Origin of the sequence: Amycolatopsis pithecellobii (genome assembly GCF_009707865.1) — a bacterium.
Taxonomy (GTDB): domain Bacteria; phylum Actinomycetota; class Actinomycetes; order Mycobacteriales; family Pseudonocardiaceae; genus Amycolatopsis_E; species Amycolatopsis_E pithecellobii.
The window spans coordinates 1-17813 of the sequence record NZ_WMBA01000012.1 but is presented as its reverse complement, the minus strand read 5'-3'; the positions used below and the strand labels follow the sequence as shown (position 1 = coordinate 17813).

Here is a 17813-nt window from a genome sequence, read left to right as displayed (position 1 = left end):
CCTCCCTCGTCTCAAGGAAGGCGCCCTTGTTCCGTGGCCGAGCGTGGCGGACGCGAGGTCCGTTGCAGCGCCTCTCGGCCCGACCCACGATACTGAACGAAGTCCGTCAGGGCCACCGGCGTCCGGGCAGCACAACTGTCCCGCGGATCATGCGATCTCGGCGGTGACCGGCTCGGGCGCGACGCGCGGGGTGCGCGCGTCCGTGATGATGTCGAACACGATGAGCGCGAGGTTGCTCGTTGCGGCCGCGCAGACGAGCGCCGTCGGCACGCCGATCAGCCCGTCACCCGCGAAGCCACCGAGCCACGCACCGAGCAGCGAGCCGGCCAACGCCACCGTCAGACCACGGCGGCGCCGGGCGCGCGCCCAGTCGAGGTTGACCCAGGCCAGGAAAACACCGAGCCCGATGGCGATTCCCATGGAGACGCTCACCAGCAGCCGGTTGCCGAGGAACGTGCCGGGGAACAGCGACCGCACCACCAGGATGGCCAGGAACCAGCCGCCCAGACCCAGCACGACCGGTGCCAGCGTGCGCAGCCAGATACTCGCCTTCTCCCCGAGGCTCCTGCGGCGACGGACGCGGCGCGCCATCCCGGCGAGCAGCGCGAGCGCGGCGACGGCGAAACCGGCCATGACACCGAGAATGGTCCAGGCGATCGTGGACCAGTTGAGGAAGCCGGGATCGAAATCGACCGGGCGGGACTGGTAGGCGGAGGTGTCGATCTGGCCGCGGTCGAAGAACGCGGTCAGCATCTGTTCGCTCGCCGCGGGCTGGAAGGCCCAGAAGTCGGTGTTGTGCCCGATTTCCGACAGCACGACCTGATGCCCGTTCGGCAGCGCCGGCAGCAACTCCTTGGCGGACACCTGCCTCGGGGTGGAGAAGTCGACGGTGCCGCTGACGAGCAACGTCTCCACGTTCGTCGGCTGGACCTGGCGATAACCGGCGTAGTCGGGGCTCGCCGGCCACGCGCCGGTCACCTTCCCACCGGCCCACAGGAAATCCGCGCCCGCGTTGCCAAGGATGGAACCCGGGTCACCACCGGCGTTGTAGTACGCCTTCGCCGCCTCCGAGTCGATCGAACTCGTCGCGGCGAACTCGCCCCACACGGCCATTTCCGGGAACATCAAATCGGCCAACGTCGACATACCCCATAATCCGCTCGCGTCACCGTCCTTTGCGGACAGCCACGCATCGAACGTCGCCGGTGCGTACAGCGGCGCGGCCGCGTCGGTCGCGTGGAACAAACCCCACATCGCGGCGGCGCGGACGTTGCCGTCCTTGATCGGCAGGAACAGCCAGTGGCCCGGCAGATTCGCGGCGGTGGCACGCATCGAGCCGGCGAGATCGTTGGTACGGGCCGCACATCCGGCGTCGCGGGCGCACAGCTGCGAGTAGTAGCCGAGCTCCTCGTCGGTGACCTTCGGGTCCCACAGGAAGTGGCCGGGCGGGTTCACGCCGATCATCGCCGACCGGCGGATCGACTCGGGATGGCGCCAGGAGTAGATCATCGCGGTGCGGGTTCCGGCGCTCGTGCTGACCAGGTCGATCTGCTGGTACCCGAGTGCGGTGCGCACGGCCTCCAGGTCGTCGACCCGCTGCGGCAGTGAATATCCGTCGAGGTCGGCGCCCTGCGCGGTCAACCGCTTGGCGCACAACGCAAGCGCGTCACCGCGGCGGTCGAACGATTCCTGGCTCACGAGATCGGCCGACTTGCGTAGTTCCGCCGTCACCTCGGGACAGTCCAAGACCGTCGAGCCGTCGACGCCGCGGTAGCCGACGAGGACGACGTCGTGGTTGGCGGTCAGGCGGCCGGCCTGTGGGAAGGACATGTTGGTGGCGCCGGGACCGCCGGTCAGCCGGAAAACGGGTTCGGCGGGGTTCGCGCCGGTGGCCCGGATCCGCACGACCGGCAGGGCGATGAGACGCGAGTTGGCTTTGTCGCGGTTCTCGGGGACGACCAACGTGCCACAGTCGGCGCCGAGGGTGCCCTTCTCCGTGTCGTAGCTGCACGAGTGCATGCTCAGGTCCCCGGCCCGCGCGCCCTCCGGTACCACGGCTTTCGGTCCACTCGGGAGTCCGATGTAGACAAGACCGAGCAGGACCAGCCCGATCACCACCAGAGCCACGATCCTCGGCCGGGTAAGGCCCTTGTTGCGCATCGGATTCTCCTCGGCCGCCGCAGTGATGGTGATCGAGGCGATCGTAGTGAGAAACTGGCGAACTCCTCCGCGACAGGCACAATAGGAGAACGCGCACTGCCCCGTTGCCCCGTTGCCCCGTCAAGACGCCGGCGCCGGCCCCGGCTAGGCGTCCTTTGTGGATGGACGAGCGGCGGGGTTCTCCTGTGCGCGGCGGGTGAGCACCAACGGGCCGTCCTCGGTGATGGCGACCGTGTGCTCGGAGTGGGCCGTGCGGGAGCCGTCGGCCGACCGGATGGTCCAGCCGTCTTCGTCATAGCTGATCCGGTCCGTCGTGCGGGCGAACCAGGGTTCGAGCGCGAGGGTCAGCCCCGGCCGGAGTTTCAAGCCGCGGCCTGCCTTGCCCTTGTTGGAAACGTGGATGTCCTCGTGCATGGTGCGGCCGATGCCGTGCCCACCGAACTCGGTGTTGACCGGGTACCCGTAGTCGCTCGCCACCGCATAGATCGCCGCCGAGATGTCGCCGACGCGGTTGCCCGGACGCGCCGCCTCGATCGCCGCCTCCAGTGCTTCCTCGGTGGCCCGGATGATCCGCAGGTCCTCCTCGGCGGCGGTGCCGACGACAATCGTGCGCGCCGAGTCCGCCGCCCAGCCGTCGATGGTGACCGCGAGGTCCGCGGTGAGCACGTCCCCGTCGCGCAGCGTGTAGTCGTGTGGCAGGCCGTGCAGCACGGCGTCGTTGACCGACAAGCAGATGACGTTGCGGAACGGGCCCTTGCCGAACGAGGGGGCGTAGTCCCAGTAGCACGACTCCGCGCCACGCCGTTTGATCATGCCGCGCGCGTGGTGCTCCAGGTCCAGCAGGTTGACGCCCACGTCCGCGAGCCGGCCGACCTCGGTGAGCACCTCGGCGACAAAACGGCCGGTCACCTGCATGCGCTGGATCTCCGCAGGCGTCTTGAGCTCGATCACGAATACCTCGCTTCACAGACTGTTGGTATAGTTATACCGGAACCGTAGCATGTGCCGGTATAGTAATACCGATCGCCTGGTGATCACGAGTGGTGAGTCGCGTAATGCAACTCGGCGTGCGCATCATGGAGCCGGCTCAAGGAGGCGGTCAGTGGTGGTGGCCTTCGCGGCCGAGGGTCTGCACGGGGGTCGCGCCGGGCCGGGTCCATTGCGGCACGGGGCGGCTCGTCGGCCCCCAGGCGGGATTGCCGTCCGCGTCCGTACGCCAGAACCAGCACGCGTCGCGTCCCTTGGGCCAGCCCTCGGGGTTGTCCTCCCACGCTTCGCCGCGGCCGTAGGGGGTCATGTCGAGCAGGCCGAGGGAGGCGTTGGCGCGCTCGTCGCCGCGGCCGGTGGTGGAGTAGGTGAGGAACGCACGGTCGCCGTCGCGCAGATAGCTGGTGAGGTACCCCATGTTGTCCCCGACCGGCGCGGGCACGTCGCGTACCGAGTACCAAGGCTGGGTGTAGCCCATGAACTCGACGTACGCGGCCACCTCGTCCCACCGGCCGGTGGTCAGGATGGCGAACGATACCCCACGGGCATTGAGGTAGACCGCGTCCTTGAGGTGCCAGGCCACGGTGGTGCAGCCCTCGCACTGCCCCTGGTGCGGTGCGCCGTCGTACCACATGTGTTTGTAGACCACGAGCTCGTCGCGGCCCTCGAACAGCTGCAGGAACGGGACCGGGCCGTCGGGTCCGACGACCTCGACCGTTCCGTCGAACTCCACCATCGGCAGCCGGCGCCGGGCCGCGGCGATGGCGTCGCCCTCCCGCGTGTGGGCCTTCTCGCGGACCAGCAGCTCGTCACGGGCGGCTTGCCAGGTCTCCAGGTCGACTACAGGCGGGCGGTCCGGCGTGGTCGTCATGAGTCCTCCGGGATCTCTCGTCATGGGCCGGTCACCAGAACAGACCCGCGGCCCGGTCGAAACTCATCGCGCCGAGATCCCGGCCCGGTTCCGGGAGCTCGCACACGAGGGCGGCGAGGCGGAATCAGCCGAACTCGGCGCGGATCGCGGCGGTGTGTTCACCCAGCGCCGGCACCGCGCGCATGACCGGCTCCTGGCCGGCCACCTCGACGGGCGGCAGCAACGCGAACATCGGTCCGCCCGGGGTGTCCACCGGGCGGAACCGGTCCCGCGCCTGCAACTGCGGGTGGCGGGTGAGTTCCTCCGGCGTGCGCAGCCGGGCGTTCGCGATGCCGGCCGCGTCGAGCAGCCCCGCGACGTCCTCGGCACTGTGGGTCGCGAAGACGCTCTCCAGGATCGAGGCCAGATCGGCGTCGTGCGCCACCCGCTCCGGATTGGTCACGAAACGTGGGTCTGCCACGAGTTCCGGCCGCCGGAGAATGTCCCGGCACAGGACTGTCCACTCGCGATCGTTCTGCACCGCAAGGAAAACCTGGCCGTCTCCCGTCCGATAAGGACCGTAGGGCGAGATCGACGGGTGCCTGGCGCCGGTCCGGCGGGGCGGCTCGTCACCGTAACGCGCGAAATACGCGGGCTGGCTCATCCACTCGCCGAGCGCGTCGATCATCGCGACGTGCAGGCTCGCGCCGTTTCCGGTGCACTGCCGGTCGTACAGCGCGGTCAGGATCCCGCTGTAGGCATACATCCCGGTGGCGATATCGGCGATCGAGATCCCCGCTTTGGCCGGCGCCTCCGCCGTGCCCGTCGACATCACGAGCCCGGTTTCACATTGCACCAGCAGGTCGTAGGCCTTCTTCGACCGGTACGGCCCCTCGGGTCCATAACCGGAGATCGAACAGTGGATCAGCTCGGGCCGGGTGGCGCGCAGCGAGTCGGCATCCAGGCCGAGGCGTTCCACCGCGCCGGGAATCAGGTTCTGCACGAAGACGTCCGCGGTCGCCAGTATCGCGTCGAGCAGGCTCCGATCGGCCGGATCCTTGATGTCGAGCTCGATGCTTTCCTTGCCGCGGTTGAGCCACACGAAGTAGCTCGACTCGCCGTGCACGGTGCGGTCGTAGCCGCGGGCGAAGTCTCCCGCACCGCGGCGTTCCACCTTGATCACCCTGGCGCCGAGGTCCGCGAGCTGGCGGGTCGTGAACGGTGCGGCGACGGCCTGTTCGAGCGCGACGACGGTGATGCCGTCGAGCGGGTGGCGCATATCGGGTTCCTTTCCCGGATCCGGTCAGGACGCGATGCGGTGCCGGCCCACCAGTTGCCTGGCGATGACGTTGCGCTGGATCTCGTTGGTGCCTTCGCCCACGATCATCAGCGGCGCGTCGCGGAAATACCGTTCGACGTCGAACTCCGTGGAGTAGCCGTAACCACCGTGGATGCGCACCGCGTTCAGCGCGATCTCCATCGCCGTTTCGGAGGCGAACAGCTTCGCCATGCCGCACTCCAGATCGGCCCGCTCCCCCGAGTCGTAACGGCGGGCGGCGTGGTGCACGAGCTGCCGCGCGGCCTCCAGTTTGGTACCCATATCGGCCAGGTAGTTGCCGATCGACTGGTGCTGCCAGATCGGCTTGCCGAACGTCTCGCGTTCCTGGGCGTACTTCAGCGAATCCTCGAACGCGGCGCGCCCCACTCCGAGCGCCCGGCAGGCGACCTGGATGCGGCCGATCTCCAGACCGCGCATCATGTGCGCGAACCCTTTGCCCTCCACCCCGCCGAGTACGGCCGTCGCCGGCACTCGTAGGTCCTCAAAGGACAGTTCACAGCTTTCGACGCCCTTGTAGCCGAGCTTGGGCAGATCGCGGGACACCGAGAAGCCAGGGCCCTTCTCCACGAGCAGCACGCTGATCCCACGGTGTGGCGGATCGGCTTTCGGGTCGGTCTTGCACAGCACCGCCACCAGATCCGACCGGCGCGCGTTGGAGATCCACGTCTTCGAGCCGTTCAGCACGTATTCGTCGCCGTCGCGGCGGGCCGTGGTGCGCAACGCCTGCAGGTCCGATCCGCCTCCCGGCTCGGTCAGCGCCATGGTGGCCCGCAGCGCTCCCGTGGCCATTCTCGGCAGGTACTTGTCACGCTGCTCCGGCGTGCCGAACGCCACGAGCAGCTTGGAGACCACACTGTGGCCGCCCATCGCGCCGGCGAGGCTCATCCAGCCGCGCGCCAGCTCCTCGACCACCGCCGCATAGCACTGGGCCGACACCGACGCTTCGCCCCACGGCTCGGGGATCGCCAGGCCGAAGACGCCCATCTGCTTCATCTGCTCGATGAGCTTCTCGGGATAAGTGTTGGTGTGGTCCAGTTCCTGGACCACGGGCCGGACCTCGCGGTCGACCCACTCGCCGACCGTCTCGACGATCGCGTGCTCTTCCTCAGTCAAACCGTCCATTGTCCTATCATGAGTCCTCATGACAGTCGGAGTGAAATAGCAGTTCCTGATACTTCCATGCACCCACGCGATGTCCAGGGGACGACGATGGATTTCAAGCAGCTCAAGGCTCTGGTCACCGTGGCCGAGGTGGGGAGCGTGACGCGGGCGGCGGAGCTGCTGCACCTGGTCCAGCCCGCGGTGACCCGGCAGATCAAGATGCTGGAGCAGGAACTGGGGGTGCCGCTGTTCGAGCGCACCCGTCAGGGCATGCGCCCGACCGCGGCCGGGGCCACCATGGTCGAGCGGGCACGGCGGGCACTGACCGAACTGGAGCGCGCGCGTGCCGAAGTGAGTCCCGCGCCGGACGTCGTATCCGGCATCGTCACCGTCGGCCTCCTGGAAAGCGTCGCCGTCCTCATCGCCGAACCCCTCGTCTCGGCGGTCCGGCGCGACCACCCGGGCATCGAACTTCGGCTGCACACCGCCTATTCCGGGCACCTGCAACGGTGGCTCGACGAGGGCGACCTCGACGTGAGTCTCCTGTACAACCTCAGCAGTTCGCCTTCGCTGAACGTGACCCCGCTGGTGCGAGAACGGTTGTGGGTGGTGGCCCCGGCAGCCGAGGGCCTCGACCCCGCGCATCCCGTGCCGTTCGCCGACCTCACGGGCCGCGCCTTCATCATGCCCTCGGCGGGCCACGGCCTGCGGACCCTCATCGAGGCCGCCGCCGGACAGGCCGGCGCCGACCTCGATACGCGCGTGCAGACCAACTCCATGGCCTTGCAGAAACAACTGGTGCTCGCCGGACACGGCTGGACGATCCTGCCGCCGTCCGGGCTCGCCGACGACGCCGGGACGGGCGCGTTCAGCTCGGCACCCGTGTGCGAACCCGAGATCTGGCGGTCGATCGTGCTGGGCATCCCACGGACGGGACGCGTGCCCACCGCCGTCGACGTGGTGGCGCGCGAGCTGATCAGGCAGGTACGCCTGGTCGCCGGCGCGGGCCGCTGGCCCTCCACCGAACCAGTCCCGGGAAATGGTGCCCCGTAACGGTTATCCGTCCAGTGGCCACAGCGTGCCGGCGGCGGTCTGCCGGCCGTACCTGTTCCGCACGGCGGTCTGCACCGAGCCGGCTTCCGGGGTCGCCTTCACCACCAGGCCCTGATGGTCGAACAACGGCGCGGTCAGCCGGTACTCGAACCGTCGGCCGCCCGCGATCCCGTTACGCCGCACCGCTTCCGCCATGGCGATGGCCTGCAACGGGCCGTGGGTCAGCAAACCCGGATATCCCTCGACGTCGCGGGCGTAGTCCCGGTCGTAATGGATGCGGTGTGCGTTGTAGGTCAACGCCGAGAAGCGGAACAGCAACGTCGGTGACACTTCGATCGACCACTCGTCCGCGGCGACAGGCACCACCGGGGCATCACCGTCCGATGTGGACGGTCCGGTCGCGGACGGCCGGTAGACGATGTCCTGCTCCTCGTCCACCACGACCTGCCCGCGCTGTTCGATCCGGTGTCCCACCACGACGAAGGTCAGCGGACCCGATCGGCCGTTCTTTTCCCGTACCGAAAGAACCTGGGTGTGCTTGGTGGCTTCTTCCCCGCACCGAAGTGGCCCCAGGGTGCGGACCCGGCCGCCCGCCCACATCCGGCGGCGCCCCGGTCCTGGCGGGGCGGGCACCGCGTTGCGCACCGGATGGCCGTCCACACCGAGATCGCGTTGCGCGGGCCGGTCGAGGAGGTAGATCCAGTGCCAGAGCAACGGAAGTCCCTCGCCGGCCAGGTCCGGCACCGGCACCCCGAGCAGCGAGCCCAGCGCCTCGGCCGGCCCCGGGAGGAGGAACTCCGTGCGGGTCGCGACACCCGTTTCTGTGTTTCCCACCCCGCCATCATTCGCGGAGATGGCCGGTGAGGGGAAATACCGATCCGGCATGCCGGCATTCGCCCCCCTGATGGAGGTCAGACCGCCGAGACCTGCCGGCTGACCTCGTCGGCGGCGGCGACCACGAGCTGCGCCAGCTCACTCTCCCGCGCCGGGTCGAAGCGCAGCTCCGGGATGGACAAGGTGATCGCGGCGATGGGCCGTCCCGCCGAGCTGGTGACCGCGGCGCCGATCGACGCGACATGCGGGCGGTACCAGGCGGACATGTTCACCGCATACCCGCGCTCGGCGGTCCTGGCGATCTCCTTCCGGAGCTCGCGGGTACTCGGCAGCGGTTCCGGGAAACCCTTGACGTCGCGCTTGAGTACTTCGTCGGCCTCGTCGGGCTCGAGCCGCGCCAGTATCGCGACGCCCGCCGAGGTGGCCTGCAGCGGCAGCCGCGCGCCGATCTCCACGAACACCCGGACGGCGTGGGTGCTGTCCTCGCGCAGGGTGATGATCACGTCGTCGCCGTCGCGCAGTGCGAAGTGGACGGTCTCGTCGGTGTCCGCGGCGAGGCGCTTGATCACCGGACGGGCGAGCTCGCGCAGATCCTCCTCACCGGCCCCGCGCAGCCCGATGGCCAGCGCCTTCATCGTCACACCCCACCGGGTGCGCTCGGGGTCGACGATCCGCAGCCAGCCGGCCTGCTGGAGCGTCACCAGGCACCGCTGAACGGAGCTTTTCGGGATGCCGGTGACGCGCGCGAGTTCGGAGACACCGATCGGTTGTCGTGCGGCGACCTCCTCGAGGACCCGGAGCGTGCTCAACACGCTGTTCATCGCGCTGCTGCTGGTCTTGTCCGTCGCGGTCACCTTGACGCCCTCGCTGCCGATCGGACCTGAACCTTATCAACCGGCGCGGGATGCTGTCTCGCATCCCGGCACGCCGCGCCGGGACCTCAGGCGTGACCGGATCGGTTCGGAGCGGGCGATGTCCGCGATGGTGAGCGCCATCGCCAGTCCCCCGTCGCGGACGAACCGATCGCCCTCCGGGCCCGCCGCGGCGGCCGCGAAGGCGGCGGTGTGGTTACCGTCCTCGGGCGGCAGGTCGAACGAGAGCATCGGGTGGATCGCGGGGATGCGCAGCGAAACGTTCCCCATGTCGGTCGACCCGAACATCTTGTCCGGGTAGTCCGGGAACGTCCGCCCGACGGCCGTCGCGCTGGCTTCGAACACGGACGCCAGATCCCGGTCGTGCCGGAACTCGCGGTAGATCGACGGCAGCGACGTGTACTCGACGCCGGTCCCGGTGGCGACGGCTCCCGCGTCGAAGCACCGCCGCACCTTCTCCCACACCTCGTCGACCTCGGCGATGGTGTCGCAGCGGATCATGCAATCGACCACCGCACGGTGCGGGATGACGTTGACGGCAGCCCCGGCTTCCCGCACGACGTGGTGCACCCGGATCCCGTCGCGCAACTGCTGGCGCAGCAAGCCGATCGCGGTCTGCGCGACGACCGCGGCGTCCCCGGCGTTCAGCGCGTTCCACGGTCGCGACGCGTGCCCGCCACGGCCGCTGTAGGTGACCTGCCATGACCGCGAGGCGCGCAGCTGCGGGGTGACGACGTCCTTGAGCGACGGGTGGACCATCATCGCCGCGTGGGTCCCGTCGAAGACGCCACGGTTGACCATGATTTCCTTACCGGTCCCGCTTTCCTCGGCGGGAGTGCCGAAAACCCGGACCGTCAGGCCGAGTTCGGCGGCGAATGGGGCCAGCGCCAGCGCGGCACCCACGGCCGCCGCGGCGATGACGTTGTGGCCACAACCGTGCCCGATACCGGGAAGGGCGTCCATCTCCGCGCAGAGCCCGAACACCAGATCACCGGATCCCGCGGACGCCACGAACGCCGTCGGCAGACCGGCCACCCCTTTCTCGACGGTGAACAGCCCGCCGCGCTCGAGGCACGCGATGATCGACGCCGAGGTTTCGTGCTCCTCGAAAGCGAGCTCGGGGTTGGCGTTGATCCGGTGGGACAGCTCGACAACCGAGTCCAGATTCCGTTCGAACTCGCGCTCGATGCGCGCGGTGAAGTCGGTCATCGGGCACCCCCGGCGAGGACGTGCTCGGCGATCTGGGCGTGCGTGGCGAACCAGACCCCTTCGTGCGCCGCGATGTGTTCGAGCAGTTCGGCGAGGATCGTGATCCGCGAACGGTGGCCGATGACGTGCGGATGCAACGTCAGCTGGAAGACCCCGCCTTCCGCGTAGGCGACGTCGAATTCGTCGCGCCAGATCGACAGCACCCCCCGCGGCGGCGTGTACGGCCGGTGGGGGCCGAACCGCTCCATCATGAAGTACGGCATGTCGTCCCGGATCCATTCGACGGGCAGCTCGACGAGGCCGGTGGGTTCGCCGTCGGCGAGGATCTCGTAGCAGTCGTCGTCGGCCATCAGCGACGAGTCGTAGGTCAAGCCCAGTTCGCGGGTGATTTCCAGGGTGTCCGGGGACAGATCCCACGACGGGGTGCGGATGCCGGCCGGCCGCGTCCCGGTGAGCTTCTCGAGCGTGTCGGCGGCCCGGAACATCAGGTCGCGCTCGACGCCGGGCGGCAGCTGGGTGTTGCGTTCGTGGATCCAGCCGTGCAGCGCGACCTCGTGCCCACCGTCCACATAGGACTTCGCTTCGTCGTCGTGCAGGAGTGCGGACACCGCGGGCATGAAGAAGGTCGACGGTGCTTCGAACCGTTCGAGCAGCTTCCAGATCCGCGGCACGCCGGCGCGTGCGCCGTACTCCCCCTGCGACAACTTGCCGGGCAGCACGTCGCCGTCCCGCAAGGCGGGTGTCTCGTGGTCGGAGTCGAACGACAGCGCCACGGCGACTTTCGCGCCACCCGGCCACGACTCCGGCCGCAACGGGCGCCCGGCCCGCACTCGCTCGACGTGACCGCGCCAGGTCGGCTCGGTCCACTGCCACGGCTGTTGCTCGGTCACGCTTCCTCCACAATGGTGTTCCGCAGTACCCGCCCGTCGTCTTCGACCACAATGGACGGATCCAGTTCCCGTGACGCCGCCGCGAACTTGGCCAGAATCGACGCCGCCACCTCGGGCCTCGGCAAGATCGGCTGGCTGTCGGAGTCGAGCTCGATCGGGTCAAGGCGAAGTGTCGGCCCGCCGGCCCCGCCCAGCCCCACCCGGAACACGGCGCTCTCGAACCAGGGCCCTTGCAGCAGCGCGGGTTTGTAGGGGGCGAACGGGTGCGCGTCTTCCTTCGCCACCATGGAATCCCGGCTCCACCCGTCGCACCAGTCGAAGACGAAGTTTCCCGTGGAATACAGGATCAGGCCGTGTGCGTAGAACTCGACCGGGTGCAGGCAATGCGGGTGATGCCCGATGATCAGGTCCGCCCCGGCGTCGATCAGGCGCCGCGCCAACGGTTGCTGGTACCGCGCGAGCGGTCCCTGCGCCTCGGGCAGGTAGCAGAACGGAACGCCCCAATGCAGCGCGACGGCGACAAAGTCGTTGCGCCGCTTGGCTTCGCGGATCAGTGACTCGGCCGCACGGACATCCGGTTCATGGGCGCTGGAGTGCACGAACGGTGGCGTGCCTGGAGTTTCGTCGAGGAAGCCGCTGTCGTACTCGAACTTCTGGCGCACCCTGATCGCGCCGATGCCCGCCCGGTCCGCGGTCGCGTTGAAGCCCAGCGGAAGCGCGGAGCAGAAACTGAAGAAGGCCAAGCTTTTTCCCGCGGCGGACACCACACGGGGGGTCCTCGCCTCCGTGATCGTCTCGCCGAACCCGGCGTGCCCCACGCCCGCGGCGTCCAGCGCGCGCACCGTGTCACGCATGCCCTGCACGCCGTAGTCGAGCGCATGATTCATGGCCAGTGACACCAGATCGAAGCCGAAGCCCGCCAGCTCAGCCGCCCCCGAAGCAGGCGCACGCATGGCGACCAGCTTCTCGGCGCGCTGCCCGGATTCGGTGAGGGGCACCTCGAGGTTGCCGATCGTCAGGTCGCCGTCGCGCAGCAGCCCGAGCGCCGAACTCCCGGGGCCGGCCGGATCGAGGACTGGCCGCCGTGGCCACCCCGAGACGACGACGTCTCCCACGATGGTCAGATCCATACGACTCCGTTCCACAATGCGACACGATGTGCTGGATAGTAGACCGACGATGAGCTTCGGTAAAGAGCCGTGGATATCGGCGATCGTTCCATTATGATGCACGGCGTGCCGTATTACGAAACAAGACTGAACGCTTCGGCCCTCCGCGCCCAGGTACCGCCCTTTCACGTCATGAAGGTCTGGGCAGCCGCCGCCGAGCGCGGGCGTACGCACGGCGACGTGGTCAACCTCTCCGCGGGCCAGCCCTCCACCCCGGCCCCGGCCGATGTCCGCGCCGCCGGAATCCGGGCGATCGACCGGCAGGTGCTGGGCTACTCCGACCCGCTCGGGGTCCGCGAGTTGCGCGAGGCCATCGCCGGTCATCACCGCCGCCGCTACGGCGACGACACGGTCACGGCCGACGATGTCGTCGTCACCACCGGCGGGTCGGGCGGGTTCCTGCTGAGCTTCCTCGCCACCTTCGACGCGGGCGACACCGTCGTGCTCGCGCGGCCGGGATATCCCTGCTACCGCAACGTTCTTTCGAGTCTCGGCTGCCGCGTCGTGGAACTGCCGTGCGGGCCGGAGACCGGCTTCCAACCGACCGTCGCGATGCTGGAGGAACTCGACGAGGTGCCGGCCGGATTGATCGTCGCGAGCCCAGCCAACCCCACCGGCTCGGTCATCGAACCGGCCGAGCTGGCCGCGCTCGCGCAGTGGTGCGACGAGCACGGCACCCAGTTCGTCAGCGACGAGATCTACCACGGCATCGAGTACGGCTACGGGCCGCCGTCGGCGAGCGCGTGGAGTACGAGCCACGAGGCGATCGTCGTGAATTCGTTCTCCAAGTACTGGTCCATGACCGGCTGGCGGCTCGGCTGGCTGCTGGTGCCCGAGCGGCTGCGGCGAGCCGTCGAGGTCATCTCCGGGAACTTCACCATCTGCCCTCCCGTGCCGGCGCAACGGGCGGCACTCGGCGCGTTCACCGATTCGTCGTATGCCGAGGCTGACGCGCATGTCGCGCGATACGCCGTGAACCGCAAGCTGCTCCTGGACGGGCTGCCCTCGATCGGGTTGACGCGGCTCGCACCGGCCGACGGGGCGTTCTACGTGTACGCCGACATCGCCCACCTCACCGGCGACACCCTCGCCTTCGGACGGCGGCTTCTCGCCGAGACCGGGGTCGCGGTGGCGCCGGGCATCGATTTCGATCCGGTCGACGGTCATAGCTGGATCCGGCTTTCGTTCGCCGGCGCGACCGAAGACATCCGTGAAGCGCTCGACCGCCTCGGACGCCACCTGCCCGGCCGGGACCACCGCATCGCTATCCAAGGAGAGCACCGATGAGCACTGACGACGTCGTCGAATACGATCCGGCCACCTTCGAAGGCCTGCGCTTCCACACCGCGGTCAGCGCCTTCCGCGACGGCACCGACTCACCGCGCGAATATCTGGAACGGTGCCTCGCCACGATTTCCGAGCGTGAACCCGCCGTACGGGCCTGGGTCGTGCTCAACGAACAGGAGGCACGCAAGCAGGCGGATGCCAGCACCGCGCGGTGGCGCAACGGGGAACCGCGTTCGCCGATCGACGGCATCCCGATGGGTATCAAGGATCTCCTCGAAACCCGGGATATGCCGACCCAGATGGGATGCGCCGCGTTCACCGGCAACTTTCCGAAGCGGGACAACGCCGCGGTGTGGGCACTACGTCAGGCAGGCGCGGTCATCCTCGGGAAAACGGTGACCACGGAACTGGGCGGTCCGGAACCCAGTCCGACGCGGAACCCGTTCAATCCGAAGCACACTCCCGGCGGTTCGTCGTCGGGTTCGGGAGCCGCCGTCGGGGCCCGGATGGTTCCGGTCACCATCGCGACGCAGACCGGCGGCTCGCTCATGCGGCCGGCGAGCTTCAACGGGAACTGGGGTCTGAAACCGTCTCAGGGAGCCATCAACCGTGGTGAACGGCAGACCGCGAGCATGACCTCCCACGGCGTGCTCGCCGCCTGTCCCGAGGACATGTGGCTGGTCGCGATCGCGATCGCCTCACGCGCCGGAGGTGACCCCGGTTGGCCGGCGCTTTCCGGCCCGGCCGCACCCCCGGCGGCACGGCAGCCCGGCACCCTGGCGGTGATGGAAACCGAAGGCTGGGAACGCCTGGACGACGTCAGCCGTGGCGTCTTCGAACAGGTCCTCGCACAGCTCGAATCGCGCGGGGTGACCGTACTGCGCCGGAGCCAGGACGCGGTCGTGGCACGATTCGAGCGCGCGTTGCGGGGCGTGACCGATCTCGGCAGCGCGATCCTGGCGTGGGAACACTTCTGGGCGTTCCGCGACGTGGTGGCGAACAATCCCGACGGGGTGAGTGCGCGCGGCAAGCGGTTCTTCATCGAGGCGGCGGAAAAGCTGGGTGCGGCGGGCTATGAGGAGGCATTGCGCGATCGCGCCGCCGTGAAATCCGCTTATGCGCTCCTCGGCCCACGGGTGGACGCGGTCATCGCGCCGACGTCGAGTGGCTCCGCGCCGCAGTGGCTGGGCGACATACCTGGCCACGAGCCCGCGCGGTGGCCGACCGGGGATCCGGCCTTCAACTTCCCGAGTTCGCTGCTGGGCGCACCGGCGGTGAACGTGCCGCTGATGGCGGTCGGCGGTCTCCCGTTCGGCCTCCAGGTGATGGGACAGCCGGGTACGGACGCGAAAATGGCCGCCATCGCGCGCTGGATCGGGACGACGTTGACCCCGGTCAGCGGCTGATTCTCCAGTGCGACTCTGCCCACCAGTGCGTGCACTGGTGGGCAGAGTCGCATATCAGGAAGCTTCGGGCAGGCGCTCCGGCGCCCGAACCCCGGGCACGACCGCGGCGCGGTTACGGGTTTCCGGCAGTGCGACGAGCACGATGACGAGCGCGATCGCCGCCACCACGGTGATGTAACCGCCGGGCGCCAGCTTGCCGAACCGCGCGGTCAGCAACGCGCCGATCACGGGTGCGGTGCCGCCGAACACCGCATAAGCGACGTTGTACGCCAGGGCCGTGCTGGTCGCCCGTACCCGCGGCGGGACGAGTTCCACCGCCACGATCGTCGCCGCCATGCCGACCACCGCGGCCGGGATGACCAGCAGGAACTCTGCGCCCAATGTGGACACCAGCGTGCCGCCCCGCGCCAGGACATACGCCGGAACCGAACCACCGACCGCGATGGCGACGCCGGCGATCAGCAGCGGTTTGCGCCCGAGCCGGTCGGAAAGGGCACCAGTGAGGACGGAAAGACCGGTGCACAACAGGAGCGCGACGCCACCGGCGACCAGCACCGTGGTTCCGGGAATGCCGCCGGTGGTCATGAGATAGGTGGGCAGATAGCCCAGCAAATTGTGGACGACCACGGCCAGCAGCGCGAAGACCGCGAACAGCAGGAGGAACACGCGCCAGTTATGGAACGACTCCCGGACCGGCCTCGTCGACGTCTCGCCCTGCGCCTCGAGTGCCCGGAAGGTACTGGTCTCCTCCAGGCGCAGGCGCATGTAGAGCCCGACGAGCGCCATGAGGCCCCCGAAGAGGAACGCGATCCGCCAGCTCCAGTCCGCGTAGGCCGCCGGCGACGCGAGTTGAAGGGCGAGCAGCGCGAACGTGGCCAGCGCGGAACCGACGAAGGTGGCGCTCCCGACGGCGCTGATCCACAGTCCGCGCTTGTCGGGGGGTGCTTGTTCCATCACGTACGAAGCGGCGCTGGTGTACTCGGCCCCCATCGAGATCCCCTGGGCGAGCCGGCAACACAGCAACAGTAACGGGGCCACGATCCCGGCCTGTGCGTAGTTGGGCAGTACCGCGATGGCGATCGTCGACACCGCCATGATCAGGACCACTGTGGACAGTGCGGTGCGCCGGCCGAGGCGGTCGCCGATGCTGCCGAATACGGCGGCGCCGAGCGGGCGCACCACGAAGGCGATGCCGTAGACGGCCAGCGTCGACAGGATCGCCAAGGTGGGGTTTCCGGCGGGAAAGAAATGTCTGGCGATGATCGTCGCCGACGACCCGTAGATCACGAAGTCGTAGGACTCAACGGCGTGCCCGAACATTGCGGCGCCGAGGATTTTCTTGTGCATCACAGCTCCTCAACGTGATGTACTGCATCACGGAACAATGTGCTGCGAAACGGTACGTCAGTGTAGGGCCGGTGTCGACGGTTGACGGTCCGGCAACCGTGTCTTATCGTCCCGTGAATCGAGACGTCGTTCACTATTACGGAACGAGGCACCATGTCCCTACCGACCGATACCGGCACCGTCCGCACGGTGCGGCGCACCGGGGAAACGTCGATCTGCTACTCGGTGACAGGTCCGCCCACGGGCCTGACCTGGGTCTTCATCCACGGCTGGGGATGCCGGCGCACCGATTTCGCTCCCGTCGCGGCCTTTCTCCCCGCCGACCACCGGGTGATCACGATCGATCTCCCCGGGCACGGCGGCTCCCGCACGGCACGCGACAGCTGGACGATGGAGGAGTTCGCCCGCGACGTCGCGGCGGTCACGGACGCCGAACACGTCGATCGCTGTGTGGTGGTCGGGCACTCCCTCGGCGGCGCCGTCGCCATCGAATACGCGCGGCTGAGGCCCGACGTGGTCACCCGGGTCATCGGGCTCGACGCCTACCACTACCTCGCGCTCTACCCCGCCATCGACGACGCCGCGGCCCGTCCCCTCCTCGAAGGCTTCGAGACCGACTTCCCCGCAGCCGTACGGGGCTTGGTCACCATGGGCTCCATTCCCGGGACAGACCCCGAATTCGGCGAAACGATCTTCCGGAAAATGTCCGGCATCCCGCAGTCCGTCGGCGTCGCGGCCCTCGCGGGGATGTTGCGCTGGGACATGGACGAAGCATTGCAAGCCGTGTCGCAACCGGTCACCACACTCGCCGTCCGTGGCCTGCTCGACCCGGAGGCCGTCGCGCGTTACGGCGACCGGATCGACTTCGTCGTCCACGAGCTCGGCAGCCACCACTTCCTCATCGAACAACCCGAAGAAACCGCCAAGCTGCTCATGGCCGCCATCCGATGACGACGGCTTGGTCCGCGCTTCGCCTCAGGGAGCTGACGATCCCGAACAGGGTGTGGCTCTCCCCGATGTGCCAGTACTCCGCCGACGACGGCACCCCCACCGACTGGCACCTCGCCCACTACGGGTCCAGGGCGGCCGGCGGAGTGGGCATGGTCGTCGTCGAATGCACCGGCGTCGCCCCCGATATGCGCACCACCGCCCGGGATCTCGGCCTGTACACCGGGGACCAAGTGGCCGGCCATCACCGGCTCGCGGCGGCCATCCGGTCCATCGGCTCGATCCCCGCGGTCCAGCTCGGCGTCGCGGGACGCAAAAGCTCCCACGGCGCGCCCTGGGACAACGCCCGCCCCCGCACCCC

At 68.8% G+C, this 17813-nt stretch carries 16 protein-coding genes and 1 riboswitch; of the genes, 5 read left to right on the top strand and 11 right to left on the bottom strand.

Going from position 1 to position 17813, the window contains the following annotated elements; translation table 11 throughout:
* Positions 1-11: 11 nt before the first annotated feature.
* A riboswitch (S-adenosyl-L-homocysteine riboswitch) is annotated at positions 12-82 on the bottom strand.
* A gap of 65 nt (positions 83-147) precedes the next feature.
* The 5 genes from GKO32_RS10605 to GKO32_RS10585 all read right to left on the bottom strand — a co-directional run bounded on the left by GKO32_RS10605 (position 148) and on the right by GKO32_RS10585 (position 6458).
* Positions 148-2160, bottom strand: coding sequence for an alpha/beta hydrolase (locus GKO32_RS10605; protein ID WP_154756646.1), 2013 nt, complete (start codon positions 2158-2160; stop codon positions 148-150).
* Between the two features lie 144 nt (positions 2161-2304).
* Positions 2305-3111 carry a type I methionyl aminopeptidase gene (gene map, locus GKO32_RS10600; RefSeq protein WP_312867781.1) on the bottom strand — a complete coding sequence of 269 codons (807 nt, stop codon included), beginning with the start codon at positions 3109-3111 and terminating at the stop codon, positions 2305-2307.
* Positions 3112-3259: 148 nt separating this feature from the next.
* The gene (locus tag GKO32_RS10595) at positions 3260-4018 is read right to left on the bottom strand and encodes a DUF899 family protein (RefSeq protein ID WP_208024362.1); all 759 of its coding nucleotides are present in this window, start codon (positions 4016-4018) and stop codon (positions 3260-3262) included.
* A 124-nt stretch (positions 4019-4142) separates the two neighbouring features.
* Positions 4143-5276, bottom strand: a complete 1134-nt coding sequence (locus GKO32_RS10590) for a CaiB/BaiF CoA transferase family protein (protein ID WP_154756644.1) — start codon at positions 5274-5276, stop codon at positions 4143-4145.
* Positions 5277-5300: 24 nt separating this feature from the next.
* Positions 5301-6458 (bottom strand): acyl-CoA dehydrogenase family protein, encoded by a 1158-nt coding sequence (locus tag GKO32_RS10585; RefSeq protein ID WP_154756643.1) that lies wholly within the window; start codon positions 6456-6458, stop codon positions 5301-5303.
* 87 nt (positions 6459-6545) lie between these two features.
* Between GKO32_RS10585 and GKO32_RS10580 the strand changes: the two genes are divergently transcribed.
* Positions 6546-7490, top strand: a complete 945-nt coding sequence (locus GKO32_RS10580; protein WP_154756642.1) for a LysR family transcriptional regulator — start codon at positions 6546-6548, stop codon at positions 7488-7490.
* A 3-nt stretch (positions 7491-7493) separates the two neighbouring features.
* On the opposite strand, the gene GKO32_RS10575 is transcribed toward GKO32_RS10580, so the two are convergent.
* From GKO32_RS10575 to GKO32_RS10555, 5 genes are all read right to left on the bottom strand, one after another.
* On the bottom strand, positions 7494-8324 hold the full coding sequence (locus GKO32_RS10575; protein ID WP_312867780.1) for an HTD2 family dehydratase: 831 nt from the start codon (positions 8322-8324) through the stop codon (positions 7494-7496).
* 77 nt (positions 8325-8401) lie between these two features.
* A complete protein-coding gene (locus tag GKO32_RS10570; RefSeq protein WP_312867779.1) occupies positions 8402-9178 on the bottom strand; it encodes an IclR family transcriptional regulator in 777 nt (258 codons plus the stop codon).
* A 36-nt stretch (positions 9179-9214) separates the two neighbouring features.
* On the bottom strand, positions 9215-10405 hold the full coding sequence (locus tag GKO32_RS10565; protein WP_154756640.1) for a M20 family metallopeptidase: 1191 nt from the start codon (positions 10403-10405) through the stop codon (positions 9215-9217).
* Positions 10402-11295: a polysaccharide deacetylase family protein gene (locus GKO32_RS10560; RefSeq protein ID WP_312867778.1), complete on the bottom strand. Its 894-nt coding sequence runs from the start codon at positions 11293-11295 to the stop codon at positions 10402-10404. The genes GKO32_RS10565 and GKO32_RS10560 overlap by 4 nt, the downstream gene beginning before the upstream one ends.
* Positions 11292-12425 (bottom strand): CapA family protein, encoded by a 1134-nt coding sequence (locus GKO32_RS10555; RefSeq protein WP_154756639.1) that lies wholly within the window; start codon positions 12423-12425, stop codon positions 11292-11294. Before GKO32_RS10555 ends, GKO32_RS10560 begins: the two co-directional genes overlap by 4 nt.
* Before the next feature lie 171 nt (positions 12426-12596).
* Here GKO32_RS10555 and GKO32_RS10550 point away from each other — a divergent pair, with 171 nt between their 5' ends.
* Positions 12597-13751 carry a pyridoxal phosphate-dependent aminotransferase gene (locus GKO32_RS10550; RefSeq protein WP_246243448.1) on the top strand — a complete coding sequence of 385 codons (1155 nt, stop codon included), beginning with the start codon at positions 12597-12599 and terminating at the stop codon, positions 13749-13751.
* Positions 13748-15157, top strand: a complete 1410-nt coding sequence (locus tag GKO32_RS10545) for an amidase (RefSeq protein ID WP_154756638.1) — start codon at positions 13748-13750, stop codon at positions 15155-15157. The genes GKO32_RS10550 and GKO32_RS10545 overlap by 4 nt, the downstream gene beginning before the upstream one ends.
* A gap of 54 nt (positions 15158-15211) precedes the next feature.
* On the opposite strand, the gene GKO32_RS10540 is transcribed toward GKO32_RS10545, so the two are convergent.
* On the bottom strand, positions 15212-16504 hold the full coding sequence (locus GKO32_RS10540) for an MFS transporter (RefSeq protein ID WP_154756637.1): 1293 nt from the start codon (positions 16502-16504) through the stop codon (positions 15212-15214).
* Between the two features lie 153 nt (positions 16505-16657).
* On the opposite strand from GKO32_RS10540, the gene GKO32_RS10535 reads away from it, so the two are divergent.
* A complete protein-coding gene (locus GKO32_RS10535; RefSeq protein WP_154756636.1) occupies positions 16658-17455 on the top strand; it encodes an alpha/beta fold hydrolase in 798 nt (265 codons plus the stop codon).
* A partial coding sequence (locus tag GKO32_RS10530) for an oxidoreductase (protein WP_446680215.1) occupies positions 17452-17813 on the top strand: 362 nt, incomplete at its 3' end. The genes GKO32_RS10535 and GKO32_RS10530, both read left to right, overlap by 4 nt.